At 48.8% G+C, this 15,460-nt stretch carries 18 protein-coding genes; 11 read left to right on the top strand and 7 right to left on the bottom strand.

Annotated elements, in window-relative coordinates:
• Positions 1-10: 10 nt before the first annotated feature.
• From mlaD to mlaF, 3 genes are read right to left on the bottom strand one after another with little or no spacing between them, the layout of a single operon-like run.
• Positions 11-562 (bottom strand): outer membrane lipid asymmetry maintenance protein MlaD, encoded by a 552-nt coding sequence (gene mlaD / locus AC0IXI_RS02565; RefSeq protein ID WP_134184814.1) that lies wholly within the window; start codon positions 560-562, stop codon positions 11-13.
• Between the two features lie 4 nt (positions 563-566).
• Positions 567-1,349 carry a lipid asymmetry maintenance ABC transporter permease subunit MlaE gene (mlaE, locus tag AC0IXI_RS02560; RefSeq protein WP_064514217.1) on the bottom strand — a complete coding sequence of 261 codons (783 nt, stop codon included), beginning with the start codon at positions 1,347-1,349 and terminating at the stop codon, positions 567-569.
• A gap of 7 nt (positions 1,350-1,356) precedes the next feature.
• Entirely contained in the window at positions 1,357-2,172 is an 816-nt protein-coding gene (gene mlaF, locus AC0IXI_RS02555) for a phospholipid ABC transporter ATP-binding protein MlaF (protein WP_064514090.1), read from the bottom strand.
• Positions 2,173-2,403: 231 nt separating this feature from the next.
• Between mlaF and AC0IXI_RS02550 the strand changes: the two genes are divergently transcribed.
• The 11 genes from AC0IXI_RS02550 to npr all read left to right on the top strand — a co-directional run bounded on the left by AC0IXI_RS02550 (position 2,404) and on the right by npr (position 10,391).
• Positions 2,404-3,381 (top strand): calcium/sodium antiporter, encoded by a 978-nt coding sequence (locus AC0IXI_RS02550; RefSeq protein WP_134184816.1) that lies wholly within the window; start codon positions 2,404-2,406, stop codon positions 3,379-3,381.
• A 15-nt stretch (positions 3,382-3,396) separates the two neighbouring features.
• Entirely contained in the window at positions 3,397-4,383 is a 987-nt protein-coding gene (kdsD, locus tag AC0IXI_RS02545) for an arabinose-5-phosphate isomerase KdsD (RefSeq protein ID WP_424221647.1), read from the top strand.
• A 16-nt stretch (positions 4,384-4,399) separates the two neighbouring features.
• On the top strand, positions 4,400-4,966 hold the full coding sequence (gene kdsC / locus AC0IXI_RS02540; RefSeq protein WP_471681884.1) for a 3-deoxy-manno-octulosonate-8-phosphatase KdsC: 567 nt from the start codon (positions 4,400-4,402) through the stop codon (positions 4,964-4,966).
• Positions 4,963-5,538, top strand: a complete 576-nt coding sequence (gene lptC / locus AC0IXI_RS02535) for an LPS export ABC transporter periplasmic protein LptC (protein ID WP_064514098.1) — start codon at positions 4,963-4,965, stop codon at positions 5,536-5,538. The genes kdsC and lptC overlap by 4 nt, the downstream gene beginning before the upstream one ends.
• A complete protein-coding gene (gene lptA, locus AC0IXI_RS02530; RefSeq protein WP_471681883.1) occupies positions 5,507-6,064 on the top strand; it encodes a lipopolysaccharide ABC transporter substrate-binding protein LptA in 558 nt (185 codons plus the stop codon). Before lptC ends, lptA begins: the two co-directional genes overlap by 32 nt.
• A gap of 6 nt (positions 6,065-6,070) precedes the next feature.
• The gene (gene lptB, locus AC0IXI_RS02525) at positions 6,071-6,796 is read left to right on the top strand and encodes an LPS export ABC transporter ATP-binding protein (protein WP_034459758.1); all 726 of its coding nucleotides are present in this window, start codon (positions 6,071-6,073) and stop codon (positions 6,794-6,796) included.
• A gap of 104 nt (positions 6,797-6,900) precedes the next feature.
• On the top strand, positions 6,901-8,334 hold the full coding sequence (gene rpoN, locus AC0IXI_RS02520) for an RNA polymerase factor sigma-54 (RefSeq protein ID WP_134184820.1): 1,434 nt from the start codon (positions 6,901-6,903) through the stop codon (positions 8,332-8,334).
• Between the two features lie 22 nt (positions 8,335-8,356).
• Positions 8,357-8,644, top strand: coding sequence for a ribosome hibernation promoting factor (gene hpf, locus AC0IXI_RS02515; protein WP_064514104.1), 288 nt, complete (start codon positions 8,357-8,359; stop codon positions 8,642-8,644).
• 78 nt (positions 8,645-8,722) lie between these two features.
• Positions 8,723-9,214 carry a PTS IIA-like nitrogen regulatory protein PtsN gene (gene ptsN / locus AC0IXI_RS02510; protein WP_064514106.1) on the top strand — a complete coding sequence of 164 codons (492 nt, stop codon included), beginning with the start codon at positions 8,723-8,725 and terminating at the stop codon, positions 9,212-9,214.
• Between the two features lie 53 nt (positions 9,215-9,267).
• The gene (gene rapZ, locus AC0IXI_RS02505; protein WP_064514108.1) at positions 9,268-10,122 is read left to right on the top strand and encodes an RNase adapter RapZ; all 855 of its coding nucleotides are present in this window, start codon (positions 9,268-9,270) and stop codon (positions 10,120-10,122) included.
• Positions 10,119-10,391, top strand: coding sequence for a PTS phosphocarrier protein NPr (npr, locus tag AC0IXI_RS02500; protein WP_034459769.1), 273 nt, complete (start codon positions 10,119-10,121; stop codon positions 10,389-10,391). The genes rapZ and npr overlap by 4 nt, the downstream gene beginning before the upstream one ends.
• Position 10,392: 1 nt before the next feature.
• Here npr and mtgA read toward each other — a convergent pair whose 3' ends face one another.
• From mtgA to mnmL, 4 genes are all read right to left on the bottom strand, one after another.
• On the bottom strand, positions 10,393-11,121 hold the full coding sequence (gene mtgA, locus AC0IXI_RS02495; protein WP_064514110.1) for a monofunctional biosynthetic peptidoglycan transglycosylase: 729 nt from the start codon (positions 11,119-11,121) through the stop codon (positions 10,393-10,395).
• Entirely contained in the window at positions 11,118-11,771 is a 654-nt protein-coding gene (gene elbB / locus AC0IXI_RS02490; RefSeq protein WP_064514111.1) for an isoprenoid biosynthesis glyoxalase ElbB, read from the bottom strand. The genes mtgA and elbB overlap by 4 nt, the downstream gene beginning before the upstream one ends.
• A 234-nt stretch (positions 11,772-12,005) precedes the next feature.
• Positions 12,006-14,354: an aerobic respiration two-component sensor histidine kinase ArcB gene (gene arcB / locus AC0IXI_RS02485; RefSeq protein ID WP_134184822.1), complete on the bottom strand. Its 2,349-nt coding sequence runs from the start codon at positions 14,352-14,354 to the stop codon at positions 12,006-12,008.
• 50 nt (positions 14,355-14,404) lie between these two features.
• Entirely contained in the window at positions 14,405-15,337 is a 933-nt protein-coding gene (gene mnmL, locus AC0IXI_RS02480; protein WP_471681882.1) for a tRNA modification radical SAM protein MnmL/YtqA, read from the bottom strand.
• Positions 15,338-15,460 lie beyond the last annotated feature (123 nt).

Below are 15,460 nucleotides of genomic sequence, written 5' to 3'. Positions count from 1 at the left end.
TCCTCTTAGATTAGTGCGTCGTGCCAGGCTGTGGCGCTGCACTATTATTCTCTGAATCCTGCGATGAGGAATCCTCTGATTTCTGATTATCGCCATTACCGCTCTTATACAAGAATTGGCCAATCAGATCTTCCAACACCAGGGCTGATTTAGTGTCCTGAATCGTGCCGCCCTCTTTAAGGATAGATGAACCTAGTTCAGGGTCATCAAAACCAAGGTTCAGTGCGAGGTATTGCTCACCGAGTAAACCTGAAGTGCGGATAGCTAACGAACTGGTATCAGGAATATGGTTATAGCGTTCTTCGATATCCAGAGTGACTCGCGGTAAGTACGTTTTTGGATCAAGTGTAATGTCATCAACGCGTCCAATCACTACGCCGCCAAGGCGTAATGGAGAACCGGTTTTCAGGCTACCGATGTTGTCAAAGGTGGCGTAAACCCGATACGTTGGCTCACTGCGCAGCGAAGTGACATTAGCCACTTTCAGACACAAGAAGACGATGGCTGCCAATGCAATAATTAAAAATGCCCCAACCCCAGTTTCAAATTTCTTAGTTTGCATGAACTTAATTCCCAAACATCAGTGCAGTGAGCACAAAATCCAGCCCTAAAACGGCCAATGAAGCGTGCACAACGGTTCGTGTTGTTGCCCGGCTAATCCCTGCGGACGTAGGAATAGCATCGTAGCCATTGAATAACGCAATCCAGGTAACGGTTATCGCAAACACTACGCTCTTGATAACACAGTAAATCAGATCGGTACGCCAGTTGACGGCATCTTGCATGGCAGACCAGAAGAACCCAGAGTCGATTCCCTTCCAGTTCACACCAACCAGCGCTCCTCCCCATACCCCTACTGCGACAAAGATAAGCGTCAGTAACGGCAAGGAAATTACACCAGCCCAGAAACGAGGAGAAACGACACGGCGCAAAGGATCAACCGCCATCATCTCCATACTGGAAAGTTGTTCTGTTGCCTTCATCAGGCCAATTTCGGCGGTCAAAGCCGAACCTGCGCGACCAGCAAACAACAGCGCTGCCACCACAGGCCCAAGCTCACGCAATAGCGACAAGGCAACCAGCATCCCCAGGCTTGATTCCGCACTATAAGTCGTCAGAACTAAGTAGCCCTGCAAGCCAAGAACCATGCCGATAAACAGACCAGAAACGATAATAATCAGCAGCGACAATACGCCGACGTTATACAGCTGGCGAATCAGCAATGGCGCATGTTTGCGGAATTCCGGTTTCCCCACCAGCGCATTAAAAAGCATTATCCCGGCCCGGCCGAATGACGCGCAGGTTTTCAGTCCCCGCTGCCCGAACGATGCCAGTGCATTAAAGAGCATGAGTAACTTAACTCCCTGTTTTTGATAATAAGTCATTCCGATAATCCGTTGCCGGATAGCGGAACGGTACTGGTCCATCGGCAATACCATCAAGGAACTGACGAACCCGAGGGTCACAATTTTCGCGCAAGGCGGTTGGAGTCCCTTCAGCGACAATATGCTGATCTGCTGCAATATAGGCGTAATCTGCGATGCTCAGCACTTCAGGTACATCGTGCGAAACCACAATACAGGTAACACCCAATGCGCTGTTTAATTCTGAAATCAGTTTAACCAGCACACCCATTGTAATAGGGTCCTGACCAACGAATGGCTCATCAAACATTATAAGGTCAGGTTCGAGTGCGATGGCACGCGCAAGTGCAGCTCGTCGAGCCATACCGCCAGAGAGTTCGTTTGGCATCAGTTTAGCGGCTCCACGTAATCCCACCGCCTCAAGCTTCATCATAACGGTGCTATGCAGCAACTCCTCCGGCAAGCGGCGATGTTCGCGAAGCGGATATGCCACATTTTCGAAGACATTGAGATCGGTAAATAACGCGCCGGATTGAAACAGCATGCTCATACGTTTACGCACGTTATATAGTCGTGAGCGCGACATAGCCGGCACGTTTTCACCGTCGAATAGGATTTCGCCATTGTCAGGCTGAATTTGACCACCAATCAGCCGCAACAATGTCGTTTTACCAATTCCTGAAGGCCCCATGATGGCCGTAATTTTGCCACGAGGCACGTTCAGAGAAATATTGTCAAAGATGCGCCGACTGCCGCGAGTAAAACTAACATCGCGAATTTCGACCAGATTCGTCTGCGTCTGGCTCATCATCTTTCCTTTTATCAAGTTCACGGACGAAGCATTGGATAGCAACTCAGTTCCAACCCAACATTTTCACAGAATGTTATCAGCCCTGATTAGCGAAAACTGGCATTTGTTTTACTTTTCTGCCACATAAAGTCAGAATTAAGAATTCATACCATGGCCTACAGATCTGTATGCTCTGCCGGTACTTTCACAGCACGAGACCGGCGATTATACCTGAATAAAGGATTTTGCATGCTGTTAGCTACAGCTCTGTTAATTATCGGTTTGCTTTTGGTCGTCTATGGCGCGGATCGTCTGGTGTTCGCCGCCTCGATACTTTGCCGTAGTTTCGGCGTTCCGCCACTCCTTATCGGTTTAACCGTTGTAAGCATCGGGACATCATTACCTGAACTGCTTGTCGCAAGCTCTGCCGCTCTAAATGGCCAATTGAATTTAGCGGTGGGAACAGCATTAGGTTCGAATATCACCAATATCTTACTGATTCTCGGCTTAGCGGCACTTTTGCATCCATTTACCGTGAATTCCGATATTCTACGGCGTGAATTGCCCCTAATGTTAGTCGTCAGCGGCGTGATCGGATGGCTTCTTTTTGATAACCAGCTTAGCCGTATTGATGGCGTAATACTGATTGCTGTCGCAGTAGCTTATCTGCTGTTTACGATTAAAATAGCTCGCCTTGCCGGAAATGAAGGGGCTGACAACCTGACCCGCGAACAGCTGGCAGAGCTTCCTCGTGAAGGGAGCCGTCCCGTCGCATTTTTATGGCTCGCCGTGGCTTTAATTATTATGCCGATGGCCACTCGCATGGTTATCGATAACGCCAGCGTACTCGCGCATTACTTTGGCGTAAGCGAGTTAGTGATTGGCCTGACGATTATTGCTGTAGGCACGAGCCTGCCTGAACTTGCAACGACCATCGCAGGTGCACGTAAAGGTGAAGACGATATTGCGATTGGCAATATTATCGGCTCGAACATATTCAATATTGTTTTGGTATTGGGTATTCCTGCCTTGATTGCACCGGGTGAAATTGACCCGCACGCCTTTGCTCGTGACTATTGGGTCATGTTGGTAGTCAGTGCCATTTTTGCAGTACTTTGCTGGCGTAAATCACGCTCTATCGGCAAGGCAGCAGGTGCTCTGTTAACATGTAGTTTCTTCGTATGGATTGTGATGCTGTGGTTTATTGCATCACCTGTCGTAGGGTAAAGCGGAACGGAAATTATGTCACAGATAGAATTACAACCGGGTTTTGACTTTCAGCAAGCAGGTAAAGAAGTACTGAAGATCGAACGTGAAGGCCTGGATCAACTTGAGCAATACATCAATACAGACTTCTCTGCGGCCTGTGAAAAAATGTTTTATTGCCAGGGCAAAGTAGTTGTCATGGGTATGGGCAAATCGGGTCACATCGGTAAAAAGATGGCGGCAACTTTTGCAAGTACCGGTACACCTTCGTTTTTCGTTCACCCAGGTGAAGCAAGCCATGGCGACCTCGGCATGGTTAGCACGCAAGATATTGTTATCGCTATTTCAAACTCTGGCGAGTCAAACGAAATTCTGGCGCTGATTCCGGTTCTCAAACGATTGCAGGTGCCACTGATTTGCATCTCCAGTCGCCCGGAAAGTTCAATGGGCAAAGCGGCCGATGTCCATCTTTGTGTCAAGGTTCCCCAAGAAGCTTGCCCGTTAGGACTGGCTCCAACATCCAGCACCACGGCAACACTTGTGATGGGTGATGCGCTTGCTGTTGCTCTACTGAAAGCTCGTGGCTTTACTGCAGAAGATTTTGCACTTTCTCACCCAGGCGGTGCATTGGGACGTAAACTGTTATTACGTGTCAGCGATATTATGCACACTGGCGATGAGATCCCCCATGTCAGTAAAGATGCTTCATTGCGCGATGCATTACTGGAAATAACGCGCAAAAATATGGGTATGACCGTAATCTGTGACTCCCTGATGAAAATTGAAGGGATCTTCACTGATGGTGATTTACGTCGAGTCTTTGATATGGGCGTTGATCTCCACTCCCTGAATATCGCAGATGTCATGACTGTCGGCGGAATTCGTGTTCGCCCAACGCTATTGGCGGTTGATGCACTGAACTTGATGCAGTCCCGCCATATAACCTCAGTACTGGTTGCAGATGGCGAGCAACTACTGGGTGTGGTACATATGCATGACATGCTACGCGCAGGCGTGGTTTAACAAAGGATTAGCCTTAATGAGTAACCATGAAGCGTCTCTTGCCACTTGTTATGGGCCGGTAAGCACGCGCGTGATGGAGCGGGCAGCAAACGTGCGCCTGCTTATTTTAGACGTTGACGGTGTAATGTCTGACGGCCTGATTTATATGGGTAATAGCGGCGAAGAGCTGAAAGCATTCAACGTGCGTGATGGCTATGGAATTCGCTGTGCACTAACCTCTGATATCGAAGTGGCGATTATTACTGGCCGGAAAGCAAAACTTCTTGAGGACAGGTGCGAAACGCTTGGCATTACCCATCTTTATCAAGGTCAATCTGACAAGCTGCTGTCTTTTCAGGATCTATTAGATAAGCTCGCCATTCCAGCTGAGCAAGTGGCTTATGTCGGGGATGATTTAATCGACTGGCCTGTAATGGCTAAAGTAGGTTTGAGTGTCGCGGTAGCGGACGCTCATCCTTTACTTATTCCTCGTGCAGACTACGTTACACGTATTGCTGGCGGACGAGGAGCAGTACGCGAAGTCTGCGATCTCCTTTTACTGGCCCAAGGAAAGCTTGATGAGGCCAAAGGGCTATCTATATGAGTAAGACCAGACGTTGGGTTATCATCCTGCTTTCATTGCTGGCACTGGTATTGATTGGTGTAAATCTGGTCGATAAAGACACTGTTGCACCACAAACAGTGAACAGTAACGAGCCGACCTATAAAAGTGAACATTCTACGACCCTCGCCTACAGTCCTGAAGGGGCTTTAAATTACCGGCTGGTCGCAGAACACGTTGAATACTTTTCCGACACTGCTGTTTCATGGTTCACCAATCCGGTGATGACACAGTATGACGAAAACAAAGTAGCAACCTGGTCATTACGGGCAGATCGCGCCAAACTGACTAACGATCGGATGCTGTATTTGTACGGAAATGTGGTGCTGACAGCCCTGACACCAGATTCACAGCTACGCAAAATTACCACGGACAATGCGCAGGTTAATTTAGTCACTCAGGATGTTGCGTCTGATGACCAGGTAACCTTGTACGGAACCAGCTTTAACTCTACCGGCCTCAAAATGCGTGGAAACTTACGCAGCAAAAATGCCGAGCTGATTGAAAAGGTTAGAACATCCTATGAAATCCAGAATAAACAAACTCAGCCGTAATTTAGTACTGACTAGTACGCTTTTAGCCGCCAGTTTTTCGGCATTTGCGCTGACCGGTGATACCGATCAGCCGATTCACATTGAATCTGACCAACAGTCGCTGGATATGCAAGGCAACGTCGCCACCTTCACCGGCAATGTGATCGTGACGCAAGGCAGTATCAAAATTAACGCTGATAAAGTGGTTGTGACCCGTCCGGGCGGTGAGCAAGGTAAAGAAATCATTGATGGCTACGGTAATCCAGCCACGTTCTATCAGATGCAAGATAGTGGTAAACCCGTTAGTGGCCACTCAGCGACCATGCACTATGAGTTGCAGAACGATTTTGTCGTACTGACTGGCAATGCCTATCTTGAGCAGGTCGACAGCAATATTAAAGGCGACAAAATTACCTATTTGGTTAAAGAGCAGAAAATGCAGGCCTTTAGCGAAAAAGGGAAACGTGTCACCACAGTTCTGGTCCCTTCTCAATTGCAGAAAAAAGACGGCCAGGCTCCGGCGCCAGCCCCGAAAAAGAGTAACTAATTCGTTATGGCTACTTTAATTGCAAAACATCTCGCCAAAGCCTACAAAGGCCGCCGCGTTGTTGAAGACGTCAGCCTGACCGTTAAATCAGGTGAAATTGTCGGTTTACTTGGCCCTAACGGTGCAGGCAAAACCACGACTTTTTACATGGTTGTTGGCATTGTGCCGCGTGATGCAGGGAACATCATTATTGATGATGAAGACATTAGTCTTCTGCCGCTTCATGCTCGTGCCCGTCGCGGGATTGGGTATTTACCGCAAGAAGCGTCAATTTTCCGTCGCTTAAGCGTGTTCGATAACTTGATGGCTGTCCTGCAAATTCGTGATGACCTCAGCGCTGAGCAGCGTGAAGACCGTGCGAATGAGTTGATGGAAGAGTTTCACATTGAGCATCTGCGCAATAACCTCGGGCAGTCTCTGTCTGGTGGTGAGCGCCGTCGTGTTGAAATTGCCCGCGCTCTGGCTGCAAACCCGAAATTTATTCTTTTGGACGAACCTTTTGCAGGTGTTGACCCAATCTCCGTCATCGACATCAAGCGGATTATCGAGCACTTGCGCGATAGCGGGCTTGGTGTGCTGATTACTGACCATAACGTACGCGAAACGTTGGCCGTGTGTGAACGAGCCTACATCGTAAGCCAGGGCCAGTTAATTGCCCATGGCACGCCTGCGGAAATCCTGGAAGATGAGCATGTTAAGCGCGTCTATCTGGGCGAAGAGTTCAGACTCTGATAGGGTAGGAAGTATAATTATTAATACTCTGGGTAATTCGAGTTGCCCACGTTCGGGCAACTCGAAGTATGCCGGGTATATACCTGAGGAAGCTCGCTCTGAATATGAAGCAAGGTTTGCAATTACGGCTTAGCCAACAACTTGCTATGACTCCACAGTTACAGCAGGCAATCCGCCTGTTGCAGTTGTCAACGTTAGAGCTTCAGCAAGAACTCCAACAAGCCCTGGAAAGTAACCCACTGCTTGAGCAAACCGATCTGCATGAAGAAATTGAAACTCAGGAAGTTCGTGAAAACGAAGCGTTAGATACCCGTGAAGCTCTCGAACAAAAAGAGATGCCTGACGAATTGCCGTTAGATACCAGCTGGGACGAGATCTACACCGCGGGCACGCCATCAGGAACAGGCTCTGATTACAGTGATGACGAGCTGCCGGTTTATCAAGGGGAAACTACCCAGTCACTTCAGGATTACCTGATGTGGCAGGTCGATCTCACTCCGTTCTCTGATACCGATACTGCCATTGCGACATCTATTGTCGATGCTGTCGATGAGATGGGTTATCTCACGGTTTCGCTGGAAGAAATTCTGGAAAGCATGGGCGATGAAGAAATCACGATCGACGAAGTAGAAGCGGTACTTAAACGCGTCCAGCGTTTTGATCCTGTTGGCGTTGCCGCACGCGATCTCCGCGATTGCTTGCTCATCCAACTTTCTCAGTACGCCAGAGAAACACCGTGGCTGACCGAGGCACGACTGATTGTCAGCGATCATCTGGATCTACTGGCCAACCATGATTTCCGTAGCCTGATGCGCGTCACTCGCCTGAAAGAAGAAGTTCTGAAAGAGGCAATGTGCCTGATTCAGTCTCTGGATCCACGCCCAGGCCAATCGATTCAAACCAGTGAACCCGAATATGTCATTCCCGATATTCTGGTCAAAAAGATTCAGGGGCGCTGGACGGTAGAATTAAACGCCGACAGCATTCCACGCCTTAAAATTAATCAGCAGTACGCTGCAATGGGTACCAATGCCCGCAATGACAGCGACTCACAATTTATTCGCAGTAACCTGCAAGAAGCGAAGTGGTTGATTAAAAGTCTTGAAAGTCGCAACGATACGCTGCTGCGCGTCAGTCGCTGTATCGTTGAGCAGCAACAAGGTTTTTTTGAGCACGGCGAAGAGCACATGAAACCGATGGTTCTTGCTGATATCGCCCAAGTAGTCGAAATGCATGAATCGACTATTTCCCGTGTGACCACGCAAAAATATTTGCACAGTCCACGCGGCATTTTTGAATTGAAGTATTTCTTCTCAAGCCATGTGAATACCGAAGGCGGAGGCGAGGCCTCATCTACGGCGATTCGGGCACTGGTGAAGAAATTAATTGCTGCGGAAAACCCTGCGAAACCTCTGAGTGATAGCAAGTTAACGACTATGCTATCCGATCAGGGGATCATGGTGGCACGCCGCACTGTTGCGAAGTACCGAGAGTCTTTATCCATACCACCGTCAAATCAGCGTAAACAGCTGGTATGACTTAACCGATAAGGAAGACACTATGCAGCTCAACATTACAGGACAAAACGTCGAAATCACTGACGCACTGCGCGATTTTGTGAGTACGAAGTTTGCCAAACTGGAGCAGTACTTCGATAGAATTAACCAGGTCTACATTGTGTTAAAGGTTGAAAAGGTCACGCATATTGCCGATGCAACGCTTCATGTGAATGGTGGTGAAATCCATGCAAGCTCTGATGGCCAGGATATGTATGCGGCAATTGATGGCTTAATTGATAAACTGGCGCGCCAGTTAACCAAACATAAAGATAAACTAAAACAACACTGATAATCCGGGCAACTGTTCCAGCATAGACGGCTCGTTACTTAACGGGCCGTTAGCATAACAGGGTGCTTAGGTGAACTTATGATGAACAACGATTCTGCTCTACAACTTAGTAATGTCCTGAACAAGGAATGTACTCGTACCAACGTACATTGCCAGAGTAAAAAACGTGCACTGGAAATCATCAGTGAGCTGGCAGCAAAGCAACTCGGCCTGCCACCACAAGTGGTTTTTGAAGCCGTGCTGACGCGCGAACGTATGGGGAGTACCGGTATCGGTAACGGTATCGCTATACCTCATGGGAAGCTGGAAGAAGATACCACCCGCGCGGTTGGGGTGTTTATTAAACTGGAGACCCCTATCGCATTTGATGCGATTGATAACCAGCCGGTAGACCTCATGTTTGCGCTGCTTGTACCGGCGGATCAAACAAAAACGCATTTGCACACATTATCTCTGGTGGCAAAGCGTCTGGCAGACAAAACAATTTGTCGACGCCTGCGTTCTGCGCAAAGCGATGAAGAGCTTTATCAGATCATTACCGAAACAGAACATGGTAGTGAAAGTGAATAATCTGGCTGTGATTGTGTTGACATCACAGCAAGAGAAGTTGGGGGAGTGAAAAAATGGTGCTGATGATCGTCAGCGGCCGCTCTGGTTCAGGGAAGTCTGTAGCCTTGCGTGCACTAGAAGATATGGGATTCTACTGCGTAGATAATCTACCAGTGGTGCTGTTACCTGATCTTGCCAAAACTCTCGCAGAGCGAAAAATTTCTGCGGCAGTGAGCATCGACGTGCGTAACATGCCGGAAAACCCGGAAATTTTTGAACAGGCGATGAGTAATCTGCCTGACTCATTTTCGCCACAATTATTATTCCTCGACGCCGATCGCAATACGCTGATCCGTCGTTATAGCGACACGCGTCGATTGCATCCACTTTCCAACAAAAATCTTTCGTTAGAAAGTGCAATTGATGAAGAAAGTGACCTGCTGGAACCACTGAAATCCAGAGCTGATCTGATTATCGATACCTCTGAAATGTCAGTGCACGAACTTGCGGAAATGTTGCGTACGCGCCTGCTCGGCAAACGTGAACGCGAATTGACTATGGTGTTCGAGTCCTTCGGCTTTAAACACGGTATTCCAATCGATGCTGACTACGTATTCGACGTACGCTTCCTGCCAAACCCGCATTGGGATCCGAAGCTTCGTCCGATGACTGGTCTCGACAGACCTGTCGCTGCGTTCCTTGACCGTCACACCGAAGTGCACAATTTTATCTACCAGACACGCAGTTATCTTGAGCAGTGGTTACCGATGCTGGAAACCAATAACCGCAGCTATTTGACTGTGGCAATTGGTTGTACAGGCGGTAAACACCGTTCAGTTTATATTGCTGAACAACTGGCAGACTATTTCCGTTCGCGCGGGAAAAATGTGCAATCCCGTCACCGTACGCTGGAAAAACGCAAAACATGACAGTAAAACAGACCGTTGAGATCACCAACAAACTGGGCATGCACGCGCGCCCAGCAATGAAACTGTTCGAACTGGTGCAAAGCTTTGATGCCGAAGTAATGCTGCGTAACGAGGCTGGCACGGAGGCGGAAGCCAACAGCGTGATTGCATTGCTGATGCTGGATTCCGCTAAAGGTGGACACATCGAAATTGAAGTTACCGGGCCTGAAGAAGAGCAAGCCTTGAATGCGGTTATCGCCCTGTTTAATTCAGGTTTTGACGAAGACTAATTTACTTCAGCTCATTCTGCGCCATGAATGACTCGCCACCCAACTGGCGCATCTGGCGCAATATCCATTGCTGCCGCTGGTGTACATAGCCAGAAGGTGCATTCGCTTTAAAGCGAATCGGATTGGGCAATACAGCAGCCAGCAATGCCGCTTCTGATGCCGTCAGACGGCTTGCTGGTTTGTGGAAATAGCGCTGTGAAGCGGCTTCCACACCAAAAATCCCCTCGCCAAATTCCGCGATATTTAGATAAACCGTGAGAATGCGGCGTTTAGTCCAGACGGCCTCCATACCCAGCGTTAGCCCAGCCTCAAGACCTTTACGGACATAGCTTCGTCCATCCCACAAAAACAAGTTCTTGGCAGTTTGCTGAGAAAGTGTCGATGCGCCGCGAACGCGATTTTCATTACGTTCATTATGGGCAATGGCCTTTTCGATAGCATTAACGTCAAATCCCCAGTGGTTGGGAAATTTCTGGTCTTCTGCCGCAATAACCGCAAGCCCCATCAACGGTGAGATCTCATCCATACTTACCCAATCCGAGTGAGCTACGTAACCGAAATCACCGCTAAACCAGGCGCTGAGCTGCCTCTCTACCATTACGGCTGAAAACGGCACAGGCAAAAAGCTAAACAGAATAACCCCCGCCAGCCAGACTCCGGCGAAAGCCAGTACACCGCGAAATAGCCAGCGCCTCAGGGTACTCAAGAGCGCAATTCGCCCTTTCTTCATGCAGTCATATCCATAACGCGAGCGACCAGTTTCTCGATGCCCAATGCGGCTTCATCAATACGTGTTGCCAACATATAAGCTGGCGTGGTCACTACTTTTTGCTCTTCATCAACCACGATATCATCGACCGGGCAAGGGACATGTTCTGCCCCCATCTCTTCAACTATTTCTGCGGTGTCGATATCCGTGCCAATGGTCAAACGCACTGGTACATCAAGAATCTTTGGCAACATCACAGGAGCAATACAGATAAAACCAAGAGGCTTACCCTGCGCGTGACAATCCCTGGCAAGGCGGCGTAAATCGCCATCAATCTGACACTCACTACCTTTACTGGCAAAATCGCACAGATTTTTTGCCGCACCAAAGCCACCTGGAACAATCAACGCATCCAGTTCGTTAGCATCGGCCAGCTCCAGTGGAGTAATAGCCCCCCGGGTAATTCGAGCTGCTTCAACCAGTACATTACGATGCTCAATAGACTTATTATTAGTCAGGTGATTAATAACTTCTGCTTGAGGTTTATCAGGTGCAAAACAAACAGCTTCAGCGCCAGAGCGAGCGATTGCCAATAGAGTAATAACCGCTTCTTGAATCTCGCTACCGTCGTAAACCCCACTGCCACTAAGCACCACACCAATCTTCTTCATTCGGCCATTCCTATTGATCATGCGATAGTTATCATCAGTTATTATGATTTGATCGCTATGCTTCACACATTTTACTGATTCACGTAACAAATCATTTAAGATTTGCTATCTTAATGCCTGAGCAGCATACGAGATTATCGGCTGCGCCGACTGGATAAAAACTTATAACTTACGGCGCAACCGGGCTTTTCCCTGGTGTTGGCGCAGAATTCGCGCACCCCGGTTTATCCGGGGTCATTTTTTGGGGGCGTTCGCAACCCAGGCTTTCAGAACATCAACATCGTGTTGCCATTCATGCTTCAATTCTTCAATCCACTCACCCACATTTTCTGACCAGGCTGGTAAGTCCGGCGACTGAATTTGCTGAGCAACTTGCTGTAAATGGCGCAATCCAATAGAGCCCGCAGCACCTTTAATTTTATGGCCTTCTTCCACCACACCTTTCTGGTCGCGTGCGGTCATATTGGAATCCAACACACTCAGGTAACCCGGCATCATTTTTTCAAACATCGCCAGTCCATCAGTAATCAGTTTTGGTCCTACTAAGTCCATGTACTGCTCAAGCATCGGAATATCGAGCAAGGCTTGTTGCTTTTCACTATTAACTTGAGACATTGGAGACTCCTTTTCAGACTCTGATTTTTGGTTGTCCCAGAATTTTTGGATCATCGCCATCAACGCCGGAACTGCGAGTGGTTTGCTCAGCACATCATCCATGCCAGCATCCAGATACTCTTTTTTATCTTTCAATACGTTAGCAGTCAAGGCCACCAGCGGCGGTAAATCTTCACGGGCGTAACGTGTTGTCAGCTGACGGGAAATATCCAGCCCCGTCATATCAGGCAACTGAATATCCAATAGCACCAGGTCATACTCTCCCGGGGTGAATTTTTCTAACGCCTCTTTGCCCGTCATTGCGACATCTACGCTATTACCCAACTTTTCAAGCACCGAGCGTGCAACAATCACGTTGAGCTCAATGTCTTCCACCAGCAACACGTGCAACGCTGGCAGCGGCATTTCGTCGTCTTCAAGGGTATCTTCAACTTCATCCGCCACGCGCGGTGCCTGAATTGTCAGGGTAAACAGAGAGCCTTCACCCGGCTTACTGCTAACGGTAATATCGCCACCCATGCTCTTAGCCAGACGGCGCGATACCGCCAGACCAATCCCCGTACCAGTTGCTGGTTTACCACCGTGGCTATCTTTCACCTGATAATACATGGCGAAGATCTTGTCCTGCTCATCCTGCGGAATACCAATACCGGAATCCTGCACTTCAAAGCGCAGCGTATTCTCTTCTTCATACTGCACACGCACAGCGACTAACCCGCCTTTCGGGGTGAACTTCACGGCGTTGCTGATGAGGTTCCAGAGAATCTGGCGCAAACGCGTACCGTCCGTCACCACTTTATGCGGCAACGGTAGGGTTGGGTTCATTTCAAGCGTCAGCCCTTTTTGCTGCGCCTGCAAGCCGGAGAGGTTTTCGAGATCAGCAAGGAAGCTGGTGAAATCAATTGGTTGATTATCAAGCTGAACCTTACGGCGTTCAAGCTTATCCATATCAATGATATCGTTGAAAATATTACCCAGCGTGATCGCCGAAACGTGAATGGTCTTGAGATAATTTGTTTGTTCAGCATTCAGTTCGGTATCAAGTAAGATACGGCTTAAACCGACGATACCGTTCAGCGGTGTACGTAGTTCATGGCTAATCGTAGAAATGAAGGTAGTTTTGTCGCGGCTGGCGCCCTCAAGCGCATCCTGATAACGCTTACGCTCAGTAATATCGCGACCAAAGCCCATCAAGCCATGGCGTTTGCCGACACGGTCGTAATAAGGCACTTTACGAATTTCAAAACAGGCTTTACGCCCATCGGGGTAATCCAGCCATTGTTCGTAGGTAAGGGAAACATTATGACGAAATACTTTTTCGTCCGTTTCGATAACCTTCTGCGCCGCTTCTGGCGAATAGACATCTTCCGGTTTCAAGCTAATCAGCTGTTTTTCGCTTTTGCCCGTCAACAGTTCCATCGCACGGTTACAACCCGAAAACTCTTTGTCCTCATTGCGATAGAAAACCAGGTCCGGGGAAGCATCAAGGAAAGAGCGTAAGAATGACGACTGCTGCTCAAGCTGGAGTTGCGTCTCTTCACGCTCCTGCATCTCAACTTTCAATTGCTCAAGCATGGTACGGCGTTCATCTTCGGCTTTAACGCGGTCGGCAATTTCCTGGTTCAACTGTGCAATGTTGTCTTTGAGCTGCACATTGAGTTTTAGATCGCGTTCGCGCATCTCTTCAAGTTTCTGCACCAGCTTTGAAAGCCGCTGGCGCGACTCTTCGAGCTGTTCAACCACCACGGAAAGGAAATAGACGGCCCAGGGCGTAATTAACAGGCCAAAGAAGATAGAACGGACGACATCAATACTTTCAACCTGGCCACGTAACAGCATGGTCACGGCCATTTGCACCACAATAGCCAACACCACAAGGGCAGAGGCCAGCAACAACGAGAAGCGCACTAATCCGAGCTTCACCATCAAATCAACGTAATATTGTGCCAGTAACCGGATTTGCTTCATGGAACGTTTCCCTCGTCATCAATCAGCTAAATATACCGCACGCTTAGGGATTACAACAGAATTGCCGGGCTCCATGGTGTACCTATCGCCGAACCTTGTGTGCCATGCTCAGTCAGATACTTATCGATAGCGCCCATTCCGGCCCAACGATTCTCACACCACAGTGGTGCCAACAGGGTTGGCTGCCGTGCGTTAGCCGAAATGCGATGGAACACGACATCAAGCGGAGTATGGCGAATCATCTCCCCGGCGACTGTCGCATACTCTTCTAATTCAATCGCCTGCAACCGCCCTGCCTGCCAGCTTTTGGCCATCGTGCTGCCGTTGACGATATGTAATGGGTGGAGTTTGATACCGTCCACGCCTGTCTCAACGACTTTTTCCAGCGTCTCCATGCACTGCGCCTGCCCTTCACCCGGCAAGCCGACAATCAAATGGCTGCACACTTTTAAACCCCGGGCACGGGCACGGCGCGCGGTTTCCTGGTAGCAGGCAAAATTATGCCCACGATTAATACGATGTAGCGTTTTATCATGTGCCGTCTGCAAGCCCAGCTCTAACCAGACCTCATAGCCTTTCTCATGGTATTCGCTTAACAAATCCAGCACGCTGTCCGGTACACAATCCGGACGTGTACCAACGCATAGCCCAACAATAGATGCCTTACTGACGGCTTGTTGGTACATCGAACGCAGCACCTGTACTTCCGCCCACGTACTGGTGTACGCCTGAAAATAAGCAAGGTAGTGCTGCGCGCGATTCACCAACTGCGACTGGCGCTCCAGTTGATCAGCGATAGAGTGGTTTTGTTGGGTTTCATCGGCAAAAGAGGCCACATTGCAAAAAGTACAGCCGCCACGTCCAATAGTGCCGTCTCGGTTTGGGCAACTGAAACCGCCGTGCAGCGTGAGTTTATGGACCTTATGGCCGTAACGACGCTGAAGATCCCCACCAAACATATTGACTAATTTTTGTAACTGCATAATCTGATGGGCCACCCTGTAAAAGGGACGTAGCCTGCCATTATCTGACCAATTTAGCGATGACCTGGATCAATCGCTTTGGCGCAGCTTTATCTGTTGCATAACAATGCAAAATTAGTGCAG

This window comes from Buttiauxella sp. AC038 (assembly GCF_979253565.1).
The sequence above is the reverse complement of the archived record's forward strand: the minus strand, read 5'-3'. Positions and strand labels throughout refer to the sequence as shown.

Coding starts and splice junctions, on each gene's coding strand:
- mlaD (WP_134184814.1), bottom strand. CDS start 562: ATGCAAACTAAGAAATTTGAAACTGGGGTTGGGGCATTTTTAATTATT.
- mlaE (WP_064514217.1), bottom strand. CDS start 1,349: ATGCTCTTTAATGCACTGGCATCGTTCGGGCAGCGGGGACTGAAAACC.
- ptsN (WP_064514106.1), top strand. CDS start 8,723: ATGATGAACAACGATTCTGCTCTACAACTTAGTAATGTCCTGAACAAG.
- lptA (WP_471681883.1), top strand. CDS start 5,507: ATGAAATCCAGAATAAACAAACTCAGCCGTAATTTAGTACTGACTAGT.
- rpoN (WP_134184820.1), top strand. CDS start 6,901: ATGAAGCAAGGTTTGCAATTACGGCTTAGCCAACAACTTGCTATGACT.
- AC0IXI_RS02550 (WP_134184816.1), top strand. CDS start 2,404: ATGCTGTTAGCTACAGCTCTGTTAATTATCGGTTTGCTTTTGGTCGTC.
- lptC (WP_064514098.1), top strand. CDS start 4,963: ATGAGTAAGACCAGACGTTGGGTTATCATCCTGCTTTCATTGCTGGCA.
- mlaF (WP_064514090.1), bottom strand. CDS start 2,172: ATGAGCCAGACGCAGACGAATCTGGTCGAAATTCGCGATGTTAGTTTT.
- hpf (WP_064514104.1), top strand. CDS start 8,357: ATGCAGCTCAACATTACAGGACAAAACGTCGAAATCACTGACGCACTG.
- arcB (WP_134184822.1), bottom strand. CDS start 14,354: ATGAAGCAAATCCGGTTACTGGCACAATATTACGTTGATTTGATGGTG.
- npr (WP_034459769.1), top strand. CDS start 10,119: ATGACAGTAAAACAGACCGTTGAGATCACCAACAAACTGGGCATGCAC.
- kdsD (WP_424221647.1), top strand. CDS start 3,397: ATGTCACAGATAGAATTACAACCGGGTTTTGACTTTCAGCAAGCAGGT.
- mnmL (WP_471681882.1), bottom strand. CDS start 15,337: ATGCAGTTACAAAAATTAGTCAATATGTTTGGTGGGGATCTTCAGCGT.
- rapZ (WP_064514108.1), top strand. CDS start 9,268: ATGGTGCTGATGATCGTCAGCGGCCGCTCTGGTTCAGGGAAGTCTGTA.
- elbB (WP_064514111.1), bottom strand. CDS start 11,771: ATGAAGAAGATTGGTGTGGTGCTTAGTGGCAGTGGGGTTTACGACGGT.
- lptB (WP_034459758.1), top strand. CDS start 6,071: ATGGCTACTTTAATTGCAAAACATCTCGCCAAAGCCTACAAAGGCCGC.
- kdsC (WP_471681884.1), top strand. CDS start 4,400: ATGAGTAACCATGAAGCGTCTCTTGCCACTTGTTATGGGCCGGTAAGC.
- mtgA (WP_064514110.1), bottom strand. CDS start 11,121: ATGAAGAAAGGGCGAATTGCGCTCTTGAGTACCCTGAGGCGCTGGCTA.